General features: G+C 37.7%; 23 protein-coding genes. 11 read left to right on the top strand and 12 right to left on the bottom strand.

Going from position 1 to position 21,454, the window contains the following annotated elements:
• Positions 1 to 6 precede the first annotated feature (6 nt).
• A complete protein-coding gene (locus EV693_RS00440) occupies positions 7 to 384 on the top strand; it encodes a hypothetical protein (protein WP_132500434.1) in 378 nt (125 codons plus the stop codon).
• 13 nt (positions 385 to 397) lie between these two features.
• Here EV693_RS00440 and EV693_RS00435 read toward each other — a convergent pair whose 3' ends face one another.
• Together EV693_RS00435 and EV693_RS00430 are read right to left on the bottom strand one after the other, a co-directional pair.
• The gene (locus EV693_RS00435; protein WP_132500433.1) at positions 398 to 844 is read right to left on the bottom strand and encodes a hypothetical protein; all 447 of its coding nucleotides are present in this window, start codon (positions 842 to 844) and stop codon (positions 398 to 400) included.
• 1 nt (position 845) lies between these two features.
• Positions 846 to 1,838, bottom strand: coding sequence for an IS1595 family transposase (locus EV693_RS00430; RefSeq protein ID WP_132500432.1), 993 nt, complete (start codon positions 1,836 to 1,838; stop codon positions 846 to 848).
• A gap of 106 nt (positions 1,839 to 1,944) precedes the next feature.
• Here EV693_RS00430 and EV693_RS00425 point away from each other — a divergent pair, with 106 nt between their 5' ends.
• The 7 genes from EV693_RS00425 to EV693_RS00400 all read left to right on the top strand — a co-directional run bounded on the left by EV693_RS00425 (position 1,945) and on the right by EV693_RS00400 (position 8,855).
• The gene (locus EV693_RS00425; protein ID WP_132500431.1) at positions 1,945 to 2,280 is read left to right on the top strand and encodes a helix-turn-helix domain-containing protein; all 336 of its coding nucleotides are present in this window, start codon (positions 1,945 to 1,947) and stop codon (positions 2,278 to 2,280) included.
• Between the two features lie 35 nt (positions 2,281 to 2,315).
• Positions 2,316 to 2,468 carry a hypothetical protein gene (locus EV693_RS09440; protein ID WP_165904855.1) on the top strand — a complete coding sequence of 51 codons (153 nt, stop codon included), beginning with the start codon at positions 2,316 to 2,318 and terminating at the stop codon, positions 2,466 to 2,468.
• Positions 2,468 to 4,489 carry a type I restriction-modification system subunit M gene (locus tag EV693_RS00420; protein ID WP_132500430.1) on the top strand — a complete coding sequence of 674 codons (2,022 nt, stop codon included), beginning with the start codon at positions 2,468 to 2,470 and terminating at the stop codon, positions 4,487 to 4,489. Before EV693_RS09440 ends, EV693_RS00420 begins: the two co-directional genes overlap by 1 nt.
• Before the next feature lie 74 nt (positions 4,490 to 4,563).
• A complete protein-coding gene (locus EV693_RS00415) occupies positions 4,564 to 5,961 on the top strand; it encodes a restriction endonuclease subunit S (RefSeq protein ID WP_207906459.1) in 1,398 nt (465 codons plus the stop codon).
• Positions 5,962 to 6,263: 302 nt separating this feature from the next.
• On the top strand, positions 6,264 to 6,737 hold the full coding sequence (locus EV693_RS00410; RefSeq protein WP_132500429.1) for a hypothetical protein: 474 nt from the start codon (positions 6,264 to 6,266) through the stop codon (positions 6,735 to 6,737).
• Between the two features lie 507 nt (positions 6,738 to 7,244).
• Positions 7,245 to 8,318: an IS1595 family transposase gene (locus tag EV693_RS00405; protein ID WP_132500428.1), complete on the top strand. Its 1,074-nt coding sequence runs from the start codon at positions 7,245 to 7,247 to the stop codon at positions 8,316 to 8,318.
• Between the two features lie 24 nt (positions 8,319 to 8,342).
• On the top strand, positions 8,343 to 8,855 hold the full coding sequence (locus EV693_RS00400) for a hypothetical protein (protein ID WP_132500427.1): 513 nt from the start codon (positions 8,343 to 8,345) through the stop codon (positions 8,853 to 8,855).
• A 187-nt stretch (positions 8,856 to 9,042) separates the two neighbouring features.
• Here EV693_RS00400 and luxS read toward each other — a convergent pair whose 3' ends face one another.
• The 5 genes from luxS to ybfE form a co-directional block, all read right to left on the bottom strand.
• Entirely contained in the window at positions 9,043 to 9,552 is a 510-nt protein-coding gene (luxS, locus tag EV693_RS00395; RefSeq protein ID WP_132500426.1) for an S-ribosylhomocysteine lyase, read from the bottom strand.
• 85 nt (positions 9,553 to 9,637) lie between these two features.
• The gene (locus tag EV693_RS00390; protein ID WP_132500425.1) at positions 9,638 to 12,301 is read right to left on the bottom strand and encodes a PqiB family protein; all 2,664 of its coding nucleotides are present in this window, start codon (positions 12,299 to 12,301) and stop codon (positions 9,638 to 9,640) included.
• Positions 12,302 to 12,398: 97 nt separating this feature from the next.
• Complete coding sequence (fur, locus tag EV693_RS00385) at positions 12,399 to 12,839, bottom strand: ferric iron uptake transcriptional regulator (RefSeq protein WP_132500424.1); 441 nt, start codon at positions 12,837 to 12,839, stop codon at positions 12,399 to 12,401.
• A gap of 11 nt (positions 12,840 to 12,850) precedes the next feature.
• On the bottom strand, positions 12,851 to 13,375 hold the full coding sequence (gene fldA / locus EV693_RS00380) for a flavodoxin FldA (protein ID WP_132500423.1): 525 nt from the start codon (positions 13,373 to 13,375) through the stop codon (positions 12,851 to 12,853).
• Positions 13,376 to 13,406: 31 nt separating this feature from the next.
• Positions 13,407 to 13,679 (bottom strand): LexA regulated protein, encoded by a 273-nt coding sequence (gene ybfE / locus EV693_RS00375; protein ID WP_132500422.1) that lies wholly within the window; start codon positions 13,677 to 13,679, stop codon positions 13,407 to 13,409.
• A 302-nt stretch (positions 13,680 to 13,981) separates the two neighbouring features.
• Between ybfE and EV693_RS00370 the strand changes: the two genes are divergently transcribed.
• Both EV693_RS00370 and EV693_RS00365 read left to right on the top strand, forming a co-directional pair.
• Complete coding sequence (locus tag EV693_RS00370) at positions 13,982 to 14,965, top strand: oxidoreductase (protein ID WP_132500421.1); 984 nt, start codon at positions 13,982 to 13,984, stop codon at positions 14,963 to 14,965.
• 32 nt (positions 14,966 to 14,997) lie between these two features.
• Positions 14,998 to 16,293 (top strand): NCS2 family permease, encoded by a 1,296-nt coding sequence (locus EV693_RS00365; RefSeq protein ID WP_132500420.1) that lies wholly within the window; start codon positions 14,998 to 15,000, stop codon positions 16,291 to 16,293.
• Positions 16,294 to 16,346: 53 nt separating this feature from the next.
• Here EV693_RS00365 and greB read toward each other — a convergent pair whose 3' ends face one another.
• A complete protein-coding gene (greB, locus tag EV693_RS00360; protein ID WP_132500419.1) occupies positions 16,347 to 16,826 on the bottom strand; it encodes a transcription elongation factor GreB in 480 nt (159 codons plus the stop codon).
• Positions 16,826 to 17,761, bottom strand: a complete 936-nt coding sequence (locus EV693_RS00355) for a KpsF/GutQ family sugar-phosphate isomerase (RefSeq protein WP_132500418.1) — start codon at positions 17,759 to 17,761, stop codon at positions 16,826 to 16,828. Before EV693_RS00355 ends, greB begins: the two co-directional genes overlap by 1 nt.
• A gap of 217 nt (positions 17,762 to 17,978) precedes the next feature.
• Here EV693_RS00355 and msrB point away from each other — a divergent pair, with 217 nt between their 5' ends.
• Positions 17,979 to 18,374 (top strand): peptide-methionine (R)-S-oxide reductase MsrB, encoded by a 396-nt coding sequence (gene msrB, locus EV693_RS00350; protein WP_132500417.1) that lies wholly within the window; start codon positions 17,979 to 17,981, stop codon positions 18,372 to 18,374.
• A gap of 32 nt (positions 18,375 to 18,406) precedes the next feature.
• Here msrB and pyrE read toward each other — a convergent pair whose 3' ends face one another.
• The 3 genes from pyrE to purD all read right to left on the bottom strand — a co-directional run bounded on the left by pyrE (position 18,407) and on the right by purD (position 21,329).
• Complete coding sequence (gene pyrE / locus EV693_RS00345; RefSeq protein WP_132500416.1) at positions 18,407 to 19,048, bottom strand: orotate phosphoribosyltransferase; 642 nt, start codon at positions 19,046 to 19,048, stop codon at positions 18,407 to 18,409.
• Positions 19,049 to 19,099: 51 nt separating this feature from the next.
• Positions 19,100 to 19,939, bottom strand: a complete 840-nt coding sequence (locus EV693_RS00340) for a 23S rRNA (adenine(2030)-N(6))-methyltransferase RlmJ (protein WP_132500415.1) — start codon at positions 19,937 to 19,939, stop codon at positions 19,100 to 19,102.
• 91 nt (positions 19,940 to 20,030) lie between these two features.
• Positions 20,031 to 21,329, bottom strand: coding sequence for a phosphoribosylamine--glycine ligase (gene purD, locus EV693_RS00335; protein WP_132500414.1), 1,299 nt, complete (start codon positions 21,327 to 21,329; stop codon positions 20,031 to 20,033).
• Between the last annotated feature and the right edge of the window lie 125 nt (positions 21,330 to 21,454).

Genomic DNA, 21,454 nt, shown 5'->3' with positions numbered 1-21,454 from the left:
TTTATTATGACACAAAAGTTACTCAAACACGAATTAGTCGAACGGTTACTTCAATTGAAAGAAAAACAAGATTTATTAACGGTGCAAATGCAACTTTTAACGCAAGAGATTAGCGAGTTGGCAGATCCATTTATGCCGAAAACGCCTAAAAGCCAGTCTGTGATTACTACTCGTTTAATCGCACAAGTATTAAAGGAAAATCAGGGTACGTGGTTGGTATGTGGAGATATAGCAGAACAGGCATTACGATTAGTGGGGCAGCTACAATTTATTGATGTTGGCGATAACCATTATAAAGCAGTCAAAAGAATGTTGTTGCGGTTAGCGAAAAAGGGATTGGTTGAGCGTAATGGGATTCATTGGCGGTTGAAATTGCTAAAATAGCGATATTTTGCCGCTATTTTTGTATCCACTTCCATTGAATAATCTTATGTTCTTTCACTACAATTCTTTCTACGACACCTTTATTTACTAATCGAGTCATTGCATTACTAATATTATTCGTATGGTATTTTGATATAGGGGTATTCGGTTGTTTATCTGCAATTAAAACCGCTTCTGCTAATTCTAACGCACGCCAATATCGTTCAGGTTCGGCTTTCATTACTTTTTGAATCAATTGAGTTATTTTGCCGTTAAATTGTTTGCGATAAACTCGATATTGAAAATGCTCGGTATCGAATTGTTGAATCTCTTTGCTATCAACTTCCATTACTTCTAAAGCTCGTTCTAACCACTTAATACGGCGTTCAACGAGGTCGAGATGGGCTAATACTTGCTCTTTTTCTCGTTCAAACTGAGCGATTTTTTGTTTAATTTGCGTATAGTAAATTGGGTCTGCCATATTACATTATTAGCCTTTCTACTTGTCTATGATGCCCTTGCCAATAGCCTTTCCAAGCGTTTTCTGATGGTGTAGAAGGGCATTTGCTGGTGATATCGTTGAAAATCGTTAAATTATCCAGTTTACGAGTATCTTCACGATAGGCGACTTCGTTGGCATAGTTATCAAGATACACGTTGCTCATTTTGTGAACTTGTCCATAGTACATACGTTTGAAACGTGCAAAGTAACTTTCCGCAAGGTTATTAGTAACGCCTTCATCGCTACGATATTCATGTTGATGATTTACTCGTTGTAGGTCGTAATTCACCATCAATTCATCGTAGGCTGAGTTTTCGTCCGCATGAATACGGCTGTTTGGCTCAATGTACGCTGTGGCTAATTTCTTCACCGTTTCTGTATTTTCTGACAAAATAGGAAACGTGATGGTTTTCTTTGCTCCCACTAATTGCGGATTAGAATAAGTTTCCTGTTCTGAATAACGCTCACGCATCACTAATACCGCACGCTTGTTTGGATTGGTATTTTCTTTTAATCGTCTATCTACACGCTCTGCTTTCTTATTCTTTGGGCGTGGCGCAGAATGTACATAAGTTCCATCTATATGGATTTCGCCTACTAGGGGGAATAGCTCACGTTGAATAATCAGGCTTTCACGAATCTTATGCGCAAGGGTAAAAGCCGTTTTGTACTGTACGTTCAAATCACGAGAGAGTTGGCAAGCGGAAATCCCTTTTACCGCATTTACAAATAATGCAATAGCAAATAGATAGGTTTGAAGCGGTAACTTGTGATTCGCAAAAATCGTGCCTGAAGTGACACTAAACGTATGCTTGCAAAATTTGCATCGCCATTGTTTACGCGTGGAGATGAAATAGGCGTGGTGCGGTACACCACATTTCGGACATACGACATGTTTTTCACTTCCCCAACGCAAAGTACACAGCATCGAAAGTGTTCGGGCTCTGCTGGAAAGAAGAAAATGTTGTGCCATAACGTTGCAGTCATACCTAAGTTAAATTAAAATATGAAACATAATTCATATTGATTGTGCATAATATATCACAATCATTCACTTTAAGCAAGAGAAATGTGAAACAATGTGCATATCAGACAGATTGAAACAAATTTTAGAAGTAAAAGGCATGAGTATTAGAGAATTCTCAGAACTGGCTGGAATCTCTTATCGTTCAGCAATGAATTATCTTAATGAAGGGCGAGATCCGAATGTGGACGGATTGGTAAAAATTCACGAAGCGTTAGGAATTAGTATCACTTGGCTATTAACAGGTAATGGGGCAATGTTCCAATCAGCTACGAAAGAAAGTGATATGTCTAATCAAGAAGAAAAATTGATCGCTGATTACCGTTTAATGCCTGAAAATCTCAAAGAAGCCTTTGCAATTTCTTTTAAAGAAATCTCAGAAAAACAATAATTATCACTTGACATCAATTAAATAAGGAACAAAAAATGTCCCTACAAGCCTACAAGCCTACAAGCCTACAAGCCTACAAGCCTACAAGCCTACAAGCCTACAAGCCTACAAGCCTACAAGCCTACAAGCCTACAAATAGCTTATTCCCTAAATATCAACCTTGCAAATTTATTTTGGGAGGTTGCTAATGATTAATTCAATTAAATTAGAAACTATTCTTAAAGATAGTCAATATAAATTAAGTCAATTTACAAAAGAGCAAATTGAAGAATTAGAAACTAGAATCATCTCTAAAGAACAAAAAGGTAAAATAACCTATTTCGTTCCTTGTCTTATTCGAAAAAAAGAAATTAAGCTCACACCTGAAGAAATCATTAGACAACTCTACTTATCTACACTTATCAATAAATACCAATACCCAATAGATAGAATTAATGTAGAAAGTACTGTAAATTTTGGTCGAGAAGAAAAACGTGCAGATATTATTGTTCGAGATAAAGATAATATTAATTCAGCTTATATTATTGTTGAGCTTAAAAAACCAAAACTAAAAGATGGTAAAGAACAACTAAAATCTTATTGTAATGCGACAGGTTCACCTATAGGGGTTTGGACTAATGGAGAATCTATTTCATTCTATCATCGTAAGGATCCAAACTATTTTGAAGATATATCTAACATTCCTAACGTGAATGAAAAACTATCCGATATATTGAATGAAAAATATACCATTGATGATTTAATTAAACATGATAAATTGGTAAATGAAAGAAAATCTTTAAAAGATCTTATTTTAGAAATGGAAGATGAAGTGCTAGCAAATGCTGGAATAGATGTATTTGAAGAGGTATTTAAGCTCATCTTCACAAAACTTTATGATGAAATGCAAAGTGGAAGAAATAAAGATCGATATTTAGAGTTCAGAAATAATGGTAATACAGAAATTGAATTAAAAAATAAAATTCAATCTTTATTTGAAAAAGCGAATGAAAAATGGGAAGGCGTATTCTCTGAAGATGCAAAAATTCAACTTACGCCATCACATTTATCTGTTTGTGTGTCATCTCTTCAAGATGTGAAATTATTTAATTCTAACTTAGATGTAGTTGATGAAGCTTTCGAGTATCTAATAAGCAAATCAAGCAAGGGCGAGAAAGGGCAATATTTTACCCCACGTTATGTTATTGATATGTGTGTAAAAATGCTTAACCCGACAAAAGATGAAAGCATAATTGATACTGCATCAGGTAGTTGTGGTTTCCCTGTACATACCATTTTTCATGTGTGGGAACAAATTCTGAAAGAGAAAGGATTACATAAAAGCAATTTATTTACTAGCGAAGAAAAACCTGCCGAATGTACAGACTATGTAACTAGCAAAGTATTTGCGATAGACTTTGATGAAAAAGCTGTTCGTGTAGCAAGAACCTTAAATCTTATTGCAGGTGATGGGCAAACTAATGTTCTGCATTTAAATACTTTAGATTGGGAGCGTTGGGACGAAAAAACAGGTAATACAAAAAAAGAAATTGTCGGCGATACTGAATGGCTGGATACCTATGGCGAGGGTTGGAAAAAAATCAGAAAACTTCGAGCAAGTAAAGATAGTAATAGAGATTTTAAATTTGATGTATTGATGGCGAATCCACCATTTGCTGGTGATATTAAAGAAAGCCGAATTTTAGCTAAGTATGAACTAGGAAAAAAATCTAATGGGAAAGCTCAGACAAAAGTTGGGCGTGATATTCTCTTTATTGAACGTAACTTGGATTTTCTAAAAGACGGTGGACGAATGGCTATTGTATTGCCACAAGGTCGATTTAATAATAGCTCTGATAAAGCAATCCGTGAATTCATTGCCAAGCGTTGCCGTATTTTGGCAGTGGTTGGCTTGCACGGAAATGTATTTAAACCGCATACTGGTACCAAAACAAGCGTGCTATTTGTGCAAAAATGGCACGATGAACTTTGCCCGAAAGTGGAAGACTACCCGATTTTCTTTGCCACAATGCGAGAACCGAGCAAAGACAACAGTGGTGATAAAATTTTCGTTCGTAATGCCGATGGCACACCAGTTTTAGACACGCACGGACATCTAATTGTTAAACACGATTTGTTCAATCACGACGGTTTAACCCAAGATGGCATTGCCGAAGCCTTTTTGGAATTTGCCAAAAAAGAAAAACTCTCTTTTGTGGGAAAGAGTTAAGCCCCTTTAATAACTTAAAGTACCAAAAGTTGTTAGAGGGGTTAGAGGTAACAATTTTAAATTACTCGGAGGTATTGGAAGATAATTTCACCTATCGAATTGATGCTGAATTTTTTAAGAAAATTTATTTAGAAGAGGAAAGGATTATTGATAAATTTGGCTTTGTAGAAAGTAAAAATAGCATCATAGTGAAAGGTGGAAAAAGATTACCAGAGGGGCACGATTTCTTAAATAAAAAAAATGGTATTCCTTATATCCGTGCAGAAGATATAAAAAATGGTTTTGTTGATTATACAAATTCACCAAGAATTTCATTACATACTCACAAAGAAATTCATAATTATCAAACGAAATATAATGACGTTTTAATGACTATTGTTGGGAATTCTGTTGGAGATATTGGCATTGTTAAATTTAATTTGGACATTTGCAATTTAACAGAAAATGCTGTTCGCTTAGTAACTAATGGAATTAAACCTGAATACGTCTTTATTTTTTTACTAAGTAAATTTGGGCAGCATTATATTGAACGGAATAAAGTGGGGACAGCACAACCTAAATTATCAATAGAACGAATTAGAAAAATTAAAATACCTATTCTTTCATCTGAGTTTCAAACTAAAATTGAAACCGATGTATTACAATCATTTGAAAAATTAAGCCAAGCCAAAGCCACCTATTCAGCCGCCGAAACGCTATTATTAGAAACCTTAGGCTTACAAGATTTCCAAGCCAAAGAACAAGCGGTGAATATTAAATCTTTTTCTGAGACCTTCAGACTTTCAGGGCGATTGGATGCGGAATATTATCAAGAAAAATATGACAAATTAATGCAACAACTTATCAGTAAACCACATAAATACTTATGTAATTTGGCTGAGATTAAAAAGTCTATTGAACCAGGATCAGAAACTTATGATACATCAGGATTGCCATTTATCCGAGTATCAGATTACGATAAATTTCAAATTAATGCACCAGCTAAATATTTAGCTCATGCTTTTTGTAGTAATAATTCAAAATTAATAAATGCTTTAAAGCCTAAAAAAGGTACTATTTTATTTTCTAAAGATGGTACGGTGGGCATTGCTCATTTATTAACAGAAGATTTAGATGCTATTACATCAGGTGCAATTTTACATCTGACCGTTAAAGATAAATGTGTATTACCTGAATATTTAAATATGGTGTTAAATTCTAGTGTTGTACAAATGCAAGCTGAGAGAGATATCGGTGGATCAATTATTCGGCATTGGCGAGTAGAAGAAATTTCACAGCTCGTTATTCCAATAATCCCAATGCATATACAAACTAAAATTGCCAGTTTAATTCAACAATCTAACTGCTTACGTTTAGAAAGTAAAACATTGTTAGAAAAAGCAAAAATAGCTATAGAATTAGCAATCGAAAAAGATGAAAAATCCGCTTTAGATTTCACAAGGGAAATAAGCAATGAGTACAATGCACACTGATAATATAGATAAATGGAGAGCATTATCTGATATAGATTATTTTACTTATTTTTTTTGTAAAATCTTGGATTTCATTCAATGCTTAGTATAAAAATTCTTATCCAAACTTAAAAACAGATAGAGAAGCGATTAATGAAATAAAGTCATCTCGTAAATGTTCATTTAGAAAAAAGTTTCTAAGTTTAATTGATGGTAATAATGAAGATAGCTCATATTTCAAAAATAACCTTGCGAACTTTCATTATTGTTTGCTCAATAACCAGATAGAATATAATGAGCAAAAATTACATTTTGTTGATTTCATGGTTGAACTAGATAAAAGCAATTTAATTCAACAAGAAAACTACCAAAGAAGCTCATATTACATTAAGATTGAATTAGATCGAATTGATGTAAAGAGTGTTACAGCAACAATAAAAGATTCAAAAAATAACACAATATTGAATTATTCTCATAACGAGTATGACTTAGAACATTTAAAGAGCAAGAGGGAATTTAAAGATTTAACTGAACCAAGAAAACGAAAGATTGAGGGTTTGCTTAAAGAAGCCAACCCTAAGAAAAAGATCTCTCTATTAACAACATCAGAACAGCACTTAAAAATAGGAGAATATAAGTTTATTGATAATGCTGAATTAATTTATAAAGCTACAGTAGAAATGCTTTATAATTTAAGAAACGCCTTATTCCATGGTGAAATCGTTCCAAATAAGGATACTAATAAAGTTTATGAAGCTGCTTATAGGCTTATGAGACAATTAGTGATGGAACTATAGCTTAATTGTTAAACGACCACTTCGGTGGATGTTTTTTTATTATAGCTAGACAAAGTCTAGCTATAAAACCACACGCTAAGGGATAAGTAATAGTGTTATTGTGCAGTTGTCAGCCTTTCACATCCCCTTGAGGGGCTTGTGAAGTCCTAGCCCCTTATAGAGTAGCCTAAAAACCGCCCGTTTTATGGGCAGATTGTTATTGTTATCCTTAGAGGTTATTTGAAAAAGTCTAAACTTTTGATGTGATGCTATCTACTTTTCTAACGGGCTTAGAAAAGTTTAAAATATAAGCAATCAAACACATCAAAAAATTTCACTTGACAGAGCTCAGCCCTTTCTCTAACTAGCTAGACTCATAAACACCGAGATTTTTAAAAAATGCTTGACAAGCATCCTATAAAATAATACCTTTTTGCCCACAGAGAATAGTCCCTTCATTATGACTTTGTTTTTAAGCCTAAAAAGGTTTAGAAATTTCAGAGTTTTAATGAAGGGATTTTTGTTTCTATGGCACAACATTTTCGGTTATCAGCGGCAGCACGCCAGCTATCTTTAGATGGCTTGGCGAGTTTGTCTGATGCCGAGATTTTTCAGCTATTAAAACAATCTCGTTGGGGTAATGTAGAGGATATGAATGATGTTATTTGTCCGCATTGCCATACTCATCACCAAGCCTATTTCATTTCTACTCGTAAACAATGGCAGTGTAAATATTGCCAACATCGTTTTTCTATTACAGCAGGCACGATTTTTCAAGGTGCAAAGCTTTCTTTGCGTAAAATTGTATTGGCAATTTTCTATTTTGCAACTGAAAGTAAAGGATTATCTGCCATTACGTTATCACATAAGCTCAACGTGCAATATAAAACAGCGTGGGTACTGTTGCATAAATTCAGGGAAAGTTTAGAAAAAGCCAAAGATTTAACACCGTTAAATGGTGAAGTACATATCGACGGTGCTTATGTGAATTGCTACATTCGCCCTAAAAATTTCCGTCATAAACGTATTGATAGACGGAAGAAACGCTATCAGCGTGCGGATAAGTCTTGTGTATTGGTATTCCGCCAACGAGCGGCGAGTCAAGCAGTGATGAAGGGAGCTGATAGAAGTATTGTCGCCGTAGTAAAAGAAGAAAATACGCAAGATATACTTGATTTAACGCAACGCTTAGTCAAGCCGAACAGCACCATTCATGCTGACGAAAACCCTGCTTATGACAGCCTCGCCTTTCATTATGATTTATGGCGAGTAAACCATTCACTGGAATACTGCTCGATTGACGGTATCACGAATAACCTTGCCGAATCCTTTTTTGCACGGTTACGGCGCGCAATTACAGGTATCTACCACAAAATGAACAATAAATATCTGATGTTCTATGCCAATGAAATAGCGTGGCGAGAAGATAATCGCCGAAAAAGTGTAAAAGAGAAATTTGAGCAATTACTAAAATGTTGCTTAAACACCTTGCCATCACGAGATTTTATAGGGTACTGGCAAGGTAATAAAAAAGCCGAAGCCTTGTTTGGTTTAGCAAGCCTGACTGCTTCAAACGATTCACACTACCTAAATGCAGCGTAACATTGCAACAAAGAGGAATACAAAATGACTGAAAAAAGAATCAATACAAACCTTACTAAAAGGTCTTACGAGCATTTTCAAGCATTTATGCAAGGGATTGCTTTGCTTTATTCTAACGTGAGCTTTGAGCGTAATTACATGTCTTTATTTAGTGACTTAAGCTCAATGGCGAAACGTGTTGAACGACTACCTTCGGATTTTTTTACTTTTTATGGGGCGTATGAAATTGCGGATAATCAAGTTGTGCTTGCTGTGTTTAGAATTAACCTCTCTGAATCAGAGAGCGATGAAAGTCCAAATATCTCAGATATTGAAGTGAGTTTTGCAGAAGATGAACGTAATCTACGATGCTCGGTTCGAATCAGAAAATATCTGACCCAATCGGATTTTGTAGCAAGGGCAAATGTTGCCTATCCACCAGTAATGGAAGATTTGTTATGGGAAAAAGATTCTGTCAGTAAAAAAACATCTAAAAAGACATCTTCTACTGAAATGGAAAATCCTGTTTGGGATTTCAATGACGATGTTTCTTTTTAAGTGAGTTATATTTTTCAATATCCTTTAAATCAGAAAGCCTTTAACTTATCATTAAGCTAAAGGCTTTCTTTTCAACGGTTAATTATTCAAGTTTTGGTTTTGTGCAACTGCTACATAATACCGTATACTATAACGCTTTATCCCACTTTCTAGCAACCATTTTGTCTACTATACCCCAATATTGAATTTACAGATTCAGTAATTTTTCATCTAATGCAAGATCTGCGTTATAGTTGATTCCGATCCCTTTTTCCAACACGTTACGAGCAATTTGATGTGCTTCTTCTAGAGAATGTTCTTTGTAAGAGCCACATTGATACTCGTTGAGTTCTGGGATTTTGCTCACATCAGGTACTTTATTAAGTGCATCTTGCATTGCGTTTTTCCACGCTTTGGCGACAGATTCTGCACTTGGCGTGCCAATTAATGACATATAAAAACCTGTGCGGCAGCCCATTGGTGAAATATCAATAATTTCGACATTTTCACTATTTAGGTGATCACGCATAAAACCTGCAAATAGATGTTCCATCGTGTGGATACCACGCACAGGTAAAATCTCAATATTTGGACGTACGAAGCGAAGATCAAATACCGTAATATCATCGCCCTTTGGGGTTTGCATAGTTTTCGCCACTCGTACCGCTGGAGCGTTCATTTTGGTATGATCTACTTTAAAGCTATCTAATAATGGCATTGTGATTCTCCTATCATTTTAATAAATACAAGCGGTCTAAAGTGCAAATTTTTTTGCAAAATAGACCGCTTTCATACTGTGTAACTTATTCTGCTGCACCTTGGTGCCACGTTTGAGCACCCGCTGGCATATTGCGTTGTAAAACAAATCGGCGATTGGCTTCCGCTTGAGGCTGAATAATTTCGCCAGATGGCGTGGCAAAGCTAATTCCGCCATTTAGCAGTTGCGACATTGTGCCTGAACTAATACTCGCACCGCTTAGCCCAATATCAAGTGTGTAGCCTGAAGCTTGCCAGAACTGAGTATTTTTACGCACAAGGTGTTTATATTTTGGATTAATCCTTAAGTAAATCAGGATACGATCGCCCAACTCACTTAAATCAAGCTGTTGTACAATACCGACTTGCATTCCTCGATACAATACAGGGGCTTGTGGCGTAATGCCATTTGCGTTACTTGTTTCGATAATAATTGGAAAGCCATTAGCATATTCGCTAGCCACTGTTTCTGTATCGGAGAGTGAGAATTGAGTCGTGTATTCGCCATACCCTAATTCCACATTAATGTAATTTTGTAATGCTGCATCAAGATTTTTAAACCCCGTCGTATCAAGAGTAGGGGAAATTGCACTGAATTTACTGCCAGATTTAGCCAATAAAGCGTGATATTTTCCGTCAATATAAGCGGTCAATTTTACCTGTTTTTTTGCAATATCAAGCTGAAGCGACTCCACGCTACCGATAGTCAATCCCATATATTTAATTGGCATTCCTCGGCTGAGCTTTGAAGCATCTTTTGCAATTAAGGTGATGTAAGTATTGCTTGAATTTGCTTTCTCAAAACTTGAATAGAGTGTTTTATTACCTTTCACACCTTGATTATCTACACTAATTGCACCTTTCAAAGTTCGCATTATTGGCGAAGCTTTCAGATCTAGACCTTGCGCCGAAAGTGTAGCTTTAAGTGCAGGCTCTATCCAAAAACGACTTGTTTCACTAAGCAGCTGCCGATATTTAGGCTCAATAAAGATAGACACCAAAAAGGTATTTTTGCGAGGTTGAACCTCAATAACTTCACCGATAGGAAAATCTTGATAAAGAATTACAGCCCCTTTATCAATGCCTGATAATTCTGTTGCAGTGAGTGTCAATGTGGTTGTTTTTTCACTGGAGACAATACCTGCTTTGGCATAATCGTTATTTTTATACAGAGGGTAATAGTTTTTTATAGGTGTTTTCTTTTTGTGAGGTAAAACTTGCACACCGCCTTTTAGCCAATCTGCTGGCGAACCTGCGTGTACACGCAGACCATCAATTCCCACTGAAACATCAAGATTAGAAATCGCCACAAATTGGCTTTCTCCACTGATAAGATGGCGATATTGTGGAAAAATAACGACTTGGAAGCTAACTTCATCAAGGCTCACATTACGTTCGAGTACCTCACCAATTTTAATGTCATTATAATATACCCCTTGCCCTTGATCGACGCCGTAAGATTGTTCAGCCTTAAGCGTAAATGCTAGTGTGTTAGGGCGACTAAGTAAGTAATCTGACTCTTTTTGGACAGCGAACTCAAACTTTGGATCGCCATCGCCACCCTCTATTTCAAAATAAACCCCTCTAAGTAACTCGCTCATTTTACTGATTTGTTCTTTGTTCAACTGAAAACGAGGTTCTTTCAACAAAATTTGAGAATGGCTGCGTAAAAGATGTGTGTGATTAGGATCAATTAGCAGCGTGCCTTTGATTGTTTCGGATAATTTATGTATCTCATTTTGAGTCTGTTGTATGTCAAATTCTTCTAAATGCGAAAGGATACCAATTTGCACATTTTGGTAGAAAACGGGAGTTTCGTTTACCTTCAAATTTTCAACCGCAGGTAAAGTAATTTGTACTTCTTTTCCTCTTTGTGCTGATTTAACATTATCATATAGCTGGAATTTATCGCCTTGTTCAGCGACTGCTCCATTATTAGGTGAATCAAAAGCAATCGCACCTTGTACGATGGAAGCGAGGCTATTGACTGAAATAGTTACGCCAGAAGCAAGGCTAGCCTCGACATTAATACCACTGATATTCCAAAAATGACTTTCTTTTTTGACTAGATTAGCGTATTTTTTTTCAATGATGAGATCAATTTCAATTTTTTTCTGATCAGCAGTGAAACGGTAGTCGGCAATGCTACCAACAGGCACTTTGCGGTAATAAACATTTGCACCGACCGTGATTGAGCCAAGATCATTAGTTATTAATTTGACCAATAAATCACCATCAGCAACACTAATCGCAGGCAGCTCATCTTCAGCAATAAACTCATACTGACTAGAGTTTTCAATATCAGCAGGAAGCAACGTAATATAGTTGCCTGACACTAAAGCATCTAAACCTGATACGCCTGCTAGTGATGCACTAGGTTTTACCAACCAAAACTTAGTCCCTTCTCTTAAGATGGATTTTGCCTCAGAATGAATTTCCGCTTCTACTTCAACTTGTTTTAGGTTATCCACAAAATAAACTTTTTTCACCTGTCCAATTTGTAACCCTTGATAGCGAATAGCCGTTTTACCTGCGGTAATACCATCACCTTTATTAAAGCGAATAGTGATCGTTTGCCCTTGCTGTTTTAGAATTTGAAAGAAAAGTATCGCACCAATCACAAATGCAATAATCGGAAGTAGCCAAAATGGAGAAATTTTACGAGATCGGTGAATCTTGGCTGGTAATACAGACGGAGTATTTTCGGTCATAAGATTTTCTGTTATTCATATACGCAAGCGGCGAGATTTTGCAAAATTTTTACAAAATCGCACCGCTTGCGAATTAATTTATCATCTGGAACGAAGTTTATTTTTTCTCATCACATTGATGAACATTACTACATTTTCCATAGAGATAGAGGCTGTGATTAGAAAGCTCTATGCCGTGTTGCTGGCTAATCTCACGTTGGCGACGTTCAATCTCTGTGTCTTTAAATTCAAATACCTTACCGCAATCCATACAGATTATATGATCGTGTTCGTGATTAAAATTCAATTCATAGACAGCTTTACTTGAGTCAAAATTATGGCGAGTTAAAATCCCCACTTCCTCAAACTGGTTTAATACACGATAAACCGTCGCTAGACCAATTTCAGACTTACGCTCAAGCAGCAATTTGTAAATATCCTCTGCGGAAAAATGTTGCAATCCTTCACGGGTAGTTTGCATCAACTCTAAAATAGTTAAGCGGGGTTCGGTTACTTTTAAACCGACTTTCTTTAACAATTGTATATTTTCTTCAGACATATTCACCTCAATTAAGCCAGTTCAGCCAAATACATTTCATCAAATAACTGTTTACACCAACGATTTACACGATCTTCAGTAAGCTCATGTTGCCTGTCTTCATCAATACATAATCCAACAAATGTATTTTCATCAACCAAAGCTTGTGAAACCTCGAAGCTGTAGCCTTCTGTTGGCCAAAGCCCCACTAGAGTACCGCCATTAGGTTCAATAATATCACGAACAGTACCCATTGCATCGCAGAAATATTCAGCATAATCTTCTTGATCACCACAACCAAAAATACCGACAATCTTTCCTGTAAAATCAATTTCTTTTAGCGTTGGCATAAAGTCGTCCCAGTCAGCTTGAGATTCACCATAATACCAAGTTGGAATACCAATGAGTAAGAAGTCGTATGCTTCAATATCTTCCTTGGTGCTTTTCGCAATATCACGAATATCAACAAGGTTTTCACCCAGTTGCTTTTGAATCATCTTAGAAATATTTTCTGTGTTCCCTGTATCGGAACCATAAAATAAACCAACAACTGCCATTTAAATTACCTATTCCTTAAAAATCAATCTGTTATGGGTTGATGTATTGATGCAATATGGATTCAATTAATTGCCCACGAGATAAACCTTTCAAATTGGCTTCCTGCTCCAATGCTTCCACTAAGTCGCTGTGTAGTTTCAATTCAACACGCTTTAAGCCAGAGGAGCGATCTCGCTTGAGCTGATTACGTTTATTGATTCGAACTTGCTGTTCTCGACTTAGTGGATTCGTTCTTGGTCGTCCTACTCTCGGTAGTGTTGAGAATAGATCAAGCGTAATACAGTCAGAATCTTGTTTTGCCATATTATTTGAGGCTTAATTACCCTATATAAACACACTCCATGCAAATAACACTGTGCAAATCAAATAGTATGAATGCACCGCACAAGAATGTGTAAAAATACTGATTATTTTGATTACGAACTATAGCATAGTCTCTTTAAATTGGGAATGGCTCTCTTTTTTGTTATTGCATACTTTCTTTGCAATTGCAGAATTTTGTGATGGAAGGATTTTGCTGTCCGCATAGTGGTTTGATTATCGCTATTTGAGGAAATAAGAGGTAGAATTGAAGATTATTTTCTCCTTTTTAATAGGAACTGCAAATGGCAATCACTCATTTAGCAATTGCAGCGGATTTTTCTCTTGCTGAAAAATTGCTTGATACTTTAACGGAAAGCGGTCTTGATATTGCCGCAATTTCAGCGGTCGAACTCACGCCATTTGGCGAAGAACAAAACTTGCGTTTCGGGGCAAAAGCGGTGCCACAGTTTGCTTTAGATGAGGCAGATTGGTCGCAATTTAGCCACGTTCTATTCGCAGGCTCAATGGTACACGCTGAGGTGTTAGCAAAAGCGGTGCAGGCAGGCTGTATTCTATTGGATCTGTATGGTATTACCGCATTAATTGACGGCGTACCTGTGGTTGTCCCCAGTGTGAATAACGAAATGCTGATCAATTTGCGTGAACGCAATATTGTGGCACTAGCCAATCCTCAAATTAGCCAGATCGCTTTAGCATTAAAGCCACTACTAGAAATGCCATTAAGCCACATTTTTATTACCTCTTTATTGCCCGCTGCTTATTTTGGCGATGAAAAAGTGCGTGAGCTGGCTGGACAAACTGCACAATTACTAAATGGTATTCCGTTAGATGATGACAAAGAACGTCTAGCGTTTGATGCCGTACCAGCGAATGTGCAAGGTGATGAAAAACATCTACCCTTTTCTCGAGTATTTACTCTTCAGCTTGCAAAAGTTTTACCTAATTTGACCGCTAGTGTACTGTTTCATTCGGTGCAAATACCTGTTTTTTATGGGGTATCGCAGATGGTCAGTGTGCAATCTGACTACGCTCTAGATACAGCAATGTTAGCTGAACATTGGAGGCAACAATCTTGGACCGTATTCAATGAAGAACAAGTGATGACAGCGGTAAAAAATGGTGAGCAGGAAGACTATCATTTACAAATTAGCCAGCTACTCATCAAAGATGAAAATAGTCTGCAATTTTGGTCTGTCGCTGATGAACAGCGTTTTAGCTTGGCTTTCTTGGCAGTGGAATTACTGCGTGAAGTACTGGCATATTAATTTTTTGAAGAACAATTTTTATTGAGGTAACTATGTTGGAGAAGCTTTTTCAACTCAAACAAAAAGGCAGTAATGTCAAAACTGAAATTGTTGCAGGTATTACGACCTTCTTTACGATGGTGTATATCGTCTTTGTCAATCCGTCTATTCTTGGTGTTGCAGGAATGGATACGCAAGTGGTGTTTGTTACCACTTGTTTAATTGCCGCATTTGGTACTATTGCGATGGGATTATTTAGCAATTTGCCAATTGCTCTTGCACCTGCAATGGGGCTGAATGCGTTTTTTGCGTTTGTTGTGGTGCAAAAGCTCGGCTATTCGTGGCAAACAGGTATGGGGGCAATCTTTCTCGGTTCTGTTGGCTTATTCATTTTAACGCTATTACAAGTGCGTTATTGGTTTATGTCCTCCATTCCGCTTGGTTTGCGAGTGGGTATTGCTGCAGGCATTGGGCTATTTATTGCCTTGATTGGCTTTAAAAATATGGGGCTTGTCGTTGCCAACCCTGATACGCTAGTCGCATTAGGCGAATTGCACGATCCAAAAGTCTTAATGGGTATTTTGGGCTTTTTTATTATTGTTATCTTAGCGGCTCGTGGCATTCATTCTGGCGTGTTGGTTTCTATCGTTGTGATTACCGCATTAGCTCTGATTTTCGATCCAGCAGTGAAATTTAACGGCATTATTTCTACGCCACCAAGCCTTGATGCTGTTGTAGGGCAAGTGGATATTGCAGGGGCGTTTGATACTGCTCTGCTTGGGATTATTTTCTCATTTATGCTGGTCAATTTATTCGACTCCTCAGGCACATTAATTGCGGTAACAGACAAAGCTGGAATTGCAGATAAGCAAGGTCGCTTTCCAAAAATGAAACAAGCACTCTATGTGGATAGTGTGAGTGCAATGGCAGGTTCTTATATGGGTACATCGGCGATCAGCACTTATATTGAGAGTGGTTCAGGTGTATCTGTAGGTGGACGAACTGGATTAACCGCCCTTGTGGTTGGCATTCTATTTTTACTGACGATCTTCTTTTCGCCGTTGGCAAGCGTTGTTCCCCCTTATGCTACTGCAGGAGCATTGGTCTTTGTGGGTATTTTAATGGCATCAAGTTTAATTGAAGTCAAGTGGGACGATTTAACGGAAGCAACGCCAGCATTCATTACCACCGCAATGATGCCATTTACTTACTCAATTACAGAAGGGATTGCGTTTGGTTTTATCAGCTATTGTGTGATGAAAGCTTGTACAGGTAGAATCAAAGAAGTCAATCCGTCTGTGGCGATTGTTTCTTTATTGTTTATTATTAAATTTATTTGGGTAGGATAATCCTGCTTTTATTACGCACTTTGTTTTCTTTAGCGGACACACTCAGTGTGTCCCTATTCTTTTTCATACCAAATACGGTTAATATAAAATATCGCCATACCTGATGGAGTTTCCACTCGAACTTCATCATCAACTTGCTTGCCAATCAACGCTCGTGCAACAGGAGAATCAATTGAAATCCAGTTTTTGCTGGGCGAGAATTCATCGCAACCGACAATTCGATACTGTTTAATTTCATTGTTTTCATTTTCCAATTCAACCCATGCACCAAAGAACACCTTTCCCTCTTGATTTGGGTGATAATCCACAATTTTTAGTGTTTCTAACCGCTTACTGAGAAAACGTACTCGCCTATCTATCTCTCGTAGCCGTTTTTTACCATAAATGTACTCGGCATTTTCACTACGATCGCCCAGTGCCGCAGCGTCAGAGACAGCTTGCGTCACTTTAGGTCGCTCTTCCTTCCATAGAAATTTTAGCTCTTGATCAAGCTGCTGCCAGCCTGCTCGTGTAATATGATTTGATTTTGCCATTAGCTTGCAAACTCCACGATACCTGATACTTTCCCTGTTTCGGTTACTGCAATGAGACTATGAATATGATGGGTTTTCATCAATTGTTCTGCTTGTGAAAGAAACGCATTTTCAGAAATCGTTTTAGGGTGATTAGTCATTAATTGTGCTGCTATTTTAGTTAAACTTTCTGCTCCGAATTTGCTGAGTGAACGGCGAATATCACCATCTGTAATAATACCTTGCAGACTGTCTTCTTCCATCACAATTGCAACCCCCATTCTCCCCTCATTCATAATCGATAGACATTCGGTAAAGTTTTGATCTGGCGATACAATGGGTAATTTGGTTTGCATTACATCACGCACACGGCAAAGCAACTTACGCCCTAAACTTCCCCCTGGGTGAAAACGTGCAAAATCTTCAGATTTAAAATTTCGAGCCTTAATTAAGGCAATTGCTAAAGCATCACCTAATGCCATTGTAACAAGGCTTGATGTTGTCGGAGCAAGGTTATTAGGACAGGCTTCTCGCTCAACACGAATGTCCAGTACAAGATCAGCGTAGCGACCAAGTGTCGAACAAGGGTTGCTCGTCATTGCGATGATGCAGTTGCCAAAATTTTTTAGGCTTGGAATGAGTTTATTAATATCATCTGTTTCTCCGCTATAGGAGATTAAAATCACCACATCAATGGGTTTAAGCATACCCAGATCACCGTGAAACGCCTCCGTTGGGTGTAGAAAAAAACTGGGTGTTCCCGTTGAGGCTAGGGTCGCAACTATTTTTTTGCCAATCAATCCTGATTTTCCAACGCCTGATACGACAATGCGTCCTTCGCACTGCAAAATCAAATCGACAGCACGGTTAAAATTATCTGTAAGGCGATGTTTTAGGTCTGTAATAGCTTGTGCATAAAGATGTAATGTGTCATTTGCACTGGTTAAATGAGCCATAATGATTCCTTACGGTAGAAAAAAGATGGTATTATACGAATGCAAGCGGTAACTTAATAGGCAAATTTCGCAAGATGTGAAAAAACATTAATCACTCGAAAAATATATGTCAATTATACGCTAATGTAAAAAGTTCAAGCTATAATCTCGCTGTTATCGCTGAAATTGTAGCAGCTAAAATTTAATCGTGGAATAAGACGAATATATGAGGTAAATAATGATTAAAACGATTGACGAGCTAACCGAAGAACAAGTAGAAATTTGCTTAAACAGCGGTACAGAAAAACCGTTTACTGGAAAATTTCTAGATGAGGAGAGAGTAGGAACATATCGCTGTGTACGCTGCCACAATGCTCTATTTCGTTCAGATACCAAGTTTGATGCAGGTTGTGGCTGGCCAAGTTTTTATGAAACTATCTCTGAAGACTCGCTTCGTTATCTTGATGATTACAGCCTCGGACGACATCGAATAGAAATTCGTTGTGGCAATTGTGATTCACATATGGGACACGTTTTCCACGATGGTCCACCGCCAACGGGGCTACGTTTTTGCTTAAATTCTGTCGCACTCAACTTTAAATGGGACGAAAATGGCGAAGAGATAGATGGATAAATTGAATGTAATATATTCACTCAACGGTGTTTTTATATACCATATTTATCTCGATATTCGTACATTTTGGGCAGAAATGGAGCATAGTGGGGTGATTGTTCAATAAAATATATCAAGTCATCAAAGTCAATGATAGAAAAGACTCGGCAATGATAATCACGCTCCACTTCTTGAATGGCGGAAAGTTCCCCTCTGCCTTTTTCTTTTCGATTAAGTGCAATTAACACACCTGTCAGCGTAGCGTGATGAGCATTGATAAGAGACACAGATTCTCGAATAGCAGTCCCTGCGGTAATGACGTCATCAACTAATAAGATATTACCTTGTAGAGTTGCACCAATAAGATTGCCACCTTCACCGTGATCTTTGGCTTCTTTGCGGTTAAAGCAACACGGCTTATCTATATTATGTTGATTTTCTAAGGCAATCGCAACAGTTGTCGCTATTGGAATGCCTTTATAGGCTGGCCCAAATAATACATCAAAATCCAGTCCATTTGATTGAATTGCTTGAGCATAAAATTCACCCAACCTTGCCAAATCTCGTCCAGTATTAAATAATCCTGCATTAAAAAAATAAGGACTTACCCGTCCAGATTTGAGGATAAATTCACCAAATTTGAGTACATTGCGACTTAACGCAAATTCAATAAAGTCGTGTTTATATTGTTGCATATTTATTCTCATCAAAATGTTATATCACTGTAAATTTTTCAATCATCAGGTTTATTCAGGCGTAATCCATTCAACCGTCCAAGAGCCTGTTTTTTCAGGGGTTAGTACACTCGTTAAATAAGGTAGCACTTTCTTCATTTGTGCTTCAAGCTGCCACGGTGGATTGATAACAATCATTCCACTAGCAGTCATTCCTCGTTGATCAGAATCAGGGCGGACAGACAATTCAATTTGCAGTATTTTACGAATGCCTGTTTCTTGCAACCCTCGAATAATACGTTTGGTATGCTGGCGAAGCACAACAGGATACCAAATTGCATAGATACCCGTTGCAAAACGCTTATAACCTTCAATAATTGCCTTAACGACTAACTCATAATCTTCTTTCAGCTCATAAGGCGGATCGATTAACACTAAACCACGCTTCTCTTTCGGTGGCAGAGCAGATTTCAGCTGCTGAAAGCCATTTTCCCGTTTAGTTGTAACATTTTGAATTTTGGCAAATTCTTGGCGTAATAATGGGTAGTCAGCAGGGTGCAACTCAGTGAGTAAAGCCCTGTCTTGTGGGCGGAGCTGATTAACTGCTAACAAAGGAGAACCAGCATAATAACGTAGTTTTCCACGATTGATTTTCTTAATCTCTTGCACATAAAGGGCAACTTCTTCAGGAAGATCGCAGCGATCCCATAACCGAGCAATCCCTTCAACATACTCCCCTGTCTTTTCCGCTTCAGCACTGGAAAGGCTATACCGTCCAACACCAGAGTGAGTATCAAGATAGAAAAAACCTTTTTCTTTCTGTTTTAAGGTCTCTAAAATCAAGGTCAACACAAGATGTTTTAACACATCAGCGTGATTACCTGCGTGGAAACTGTGGCGATAACTTAGCATAATTTTCTCTTTGAACTAAAACGCTTATTGTAGCCTAAATTTACGAGTGAAGTGAATTAACTCCTCAAAAAACACCAAGGCTAGATTGAGCCTAATAGTTTATTAATGTCTGCTCTCTAGCAACAGCTCGATAGCCAATATCACTGCGGAAAAAACGTCCTTGCCACATAATTTGCTGAGCTAGTTTTAGAGCTTGTTGCTGAGCTTCAAATACGCTGTTACCTAGTGCTGTCGCACACAGTACTCGTCCACCATTTGTGAATAACTTACCCATTTTTTGCTCAACCCCTGCCAAAAATACTTTTTGACTAGCTGAATACTCAATTGGAATTCCTGTAACTTCATCACCTTTGCGATAATCTGCAGGATAACCTTCGGCTGCTAGGACAATCCCAAGTGCAGCCTGTTCACACCATTTTGACTGCACGCTATCAAGCCTTTCATCGCAAGCAGCTAAACAAAGCTCAACCAAATCAGATTCTAACCGCATCATAATCGGCTGAGTTTCGGGATCGCCAAAACGGCAATTAAATTCAATCACTTTTGGTTGTCCATCGGACATAACCATCAATCCTGCATAGAGAAAACCTGTATAAGGATTTCCCTCTGCTGCCATACCTTGTACAGTAGGATAAATTATCTCATTCATTACTCGTTGGTGAATTTCATTAGTTATCACAGGTGCAGGAGAGTATGCCCCCATTCCACCAGTATTTAAACCTTTATCTCCTTCTCCAACACGTTTGTGATCCTGACTTGTTGCCATTGGCTCTACATTCTTGCCATCAACCATCACAATAAAGCTGGCTTCCTCGCCATCTAAAAATTCCTCAATCACCACACGACTGCCAGCCTCGCCAAAAGCATTGCCAGATAGCATATCTTTAACAGCTGCTTCTGCTTCTGCCATTGTCATTGCTACAATTACTCCTTTCCCAGCAGCCAAGCCATCAGCTTTTATCACTATTGGGACCCCCTGTTGGTGCAGATAAACAATTGCTGGTTCAACATCTGTGAAAGTTTGATATTTTGCGGTTGGAATCTGATGACGAGCTAAGAAATCTTTAGTAAATGCTTTAGAGCCTTCCAACTGTGCGGCAGCTTGAGTTGGACCAAAAATTTTGAGTCCATTTGCTCGAAATGTATCAACCACACCCACCACCAACGGAGCTTCAGGTCCAACAATAGTTAAGCCAATTTCATTTTCTTTTGCAAATGCGACTAAACCTTCTAAATCTGTACTTGAAATTGCAACATTTAGAATCCCTTCTTCCAAGGCTGTCCCCGCATTACCTGGTGCAACAAAAACTTGGGTAGCAAGAGGGGATTGGCGGACTTTCCAAGCAAGAGCGTGTTCACGCCCACCATTACCAATAATTAAAACATTCATTTAATACCCTTAATAAAAAAGTTATTACTCTTGCTTTGAAATACCATTGTAATAGCAAAGCAAACGATTGCCCAATTCTACTTTATTTTTGTTGAACACTAAAGGTTATTTATAGCGTTTAGAAA

Origin of the sequence: Nicoletella semolina (assembly GCF_004345745.1) — a bacterium.
Taxonomy (GTDB): domain Bacteria; phylum Pseudomonadota; class Gammaproteobacteria; order Enterobacterales; family Pasteurellaceae; genus Nicoletella; species Nicoletella semolina.
Note: the sequence above shows the minus strand (reverse complement) of the source record. Positions and strands in the feature narration are given on the sequence as shown.

Coding starts and splice junctions, on each gene's coding strand:
- EV693_RS09440 (WP_165904855.1), top strand. CDS start 2,316: ATGTCCCTACAAGCCTACAAGCCTACAAGCCTACAAGCCTACAAGCCT.
- EV693_RS00370 (WP_132500421.1), top strand. CDS start 13,982: ATGGCAATCACTCATTTAGCAATTGCAGCGGATTTTTCTCTTGCTGAA.
- fur (WP_132500424.1), bottom strand. CDS start 12,839: ATGTCTGAAGAAAATATACAATTGTTAAAGAAAGTCGGTTTAAAAGTA.
- luxS (WP_132500426.1), bottom strand. CDS start 9,552: ATGCCATTATTAGATAGCTTTAAAGTAGATCATACCAAAATGAACGCT.
- purD (WP_132500414.1), bottom strand. CDS start 21,329: ATGAATGTTTTAATTATTGGTAATGGTGGGCGTGAACACGCTCTTGCT.
- EV693_RS00425 (WP_132500431.1), top strand. CDS start 1,945: ATGTGCATATCAGACAGATTGAAACAAATTTTAGAAGTAAAAGGCATG.
- EV693_RS00440 (WP_132500434.1), top strand. CDS start 7: ATGACACAAAAGTTACTCAAACACGAATTAGTCGAACGGTTACTTCAA.
- EV693_RS00355 (WP_132500418.1), bottom strand. CDS start 17,761: ATGGCTCATTTAACCAGTGCAAATGACACATTACATCTTTATGCACAA.
- ybfE (WP_132500422.1), bottom strand. CDS start 13,679: ATGGCAAAACAAGATTCTGACTGTATTACGCTTGATCTATTCTCAACA.
- fldA (WP_132500423.1), bottom strand. CDS start 13,375: ATGGCAGTTGTTGGTTTATTTTATGGTTCCGATACAGGGAACACAGAA.
- greB (WP_132500419.1), bottom strand. CDS start 16,826: ATGGCAAAATCAAATCATATTACACGAGCAGGCTGGCAGCAGCTTGAT.
- pyrE (WP_132500416.1), bottom strand. CDS start 19,048: ATGCAACAATATAAACACGACTTTATTGAATTTGCGTTAAGTCGCAAT.
- EV693_RS00340 (WP_132500415.1), bottom strand. CDS start 19,939: ATGCTAAGTTATCGCCACAGTTTCCACGCAGGTAATCACGCTGATGTG.
- EV693_RS00410 (WP_132500429.1), top strand. CDS start 6,264: ATGGTTGAACTAGATAAAAGCAATTTAATTCAACAAGAAAACTACCAA.
- EV693_RS00430 (WP_132500432.1), bottom strand. CDS start 1,838: ATGGCACAACATTTTCTTCTTTCCAGCAGAGCCCGAACACTTTCGATG.
- EV693_RS00405 (WP_132500428.1), top strand. CDS start 7,245: ATGGCACAACATTTTCGGTTATCAGCGGCAGCACGCCAGCTATCTTTA.
- EV693_RS00435 (WP_132500433.1), bottom strand. CDS start 844: ATGGCAGACCCAATTTACTATACGCAAATTAAACAAAAAATCGCTCAG.
- EV693_RS00420 (WP_132500430.1), top strand. CDS start 2,468: ATGATTAATTCAATTAAATTAGAAACTATTCTTAAAGATAGTCAATAT.
- EV693_RS00365 (WP_132500420.1), top strand. CDS start 14,998: ATGTTGGAGAAGCTTTTTCAACTCAAACAAAAAGGCAGTAATGTCAAA.
- msrB (WP_132500417.1), top strand. CDS start 17,979: ATGATTAAAACGATTGACGAGCTAACCGAAGAACAAGTAGAAATTTGC.
- EV693_RS00390 (WP_132500425.1), bottom strand. CDS start 12,301: ATGACCGAAAATACTCCGTCTGTATTACCAGCCAAGATTCACCGATCT.
- EV693_RS00400 (WP_132500427.1), top strand. CDS start 8,343: ATGACTGAAAAAAGAATCAATACAAACCTTACTAAAAGGTCTTACGAG.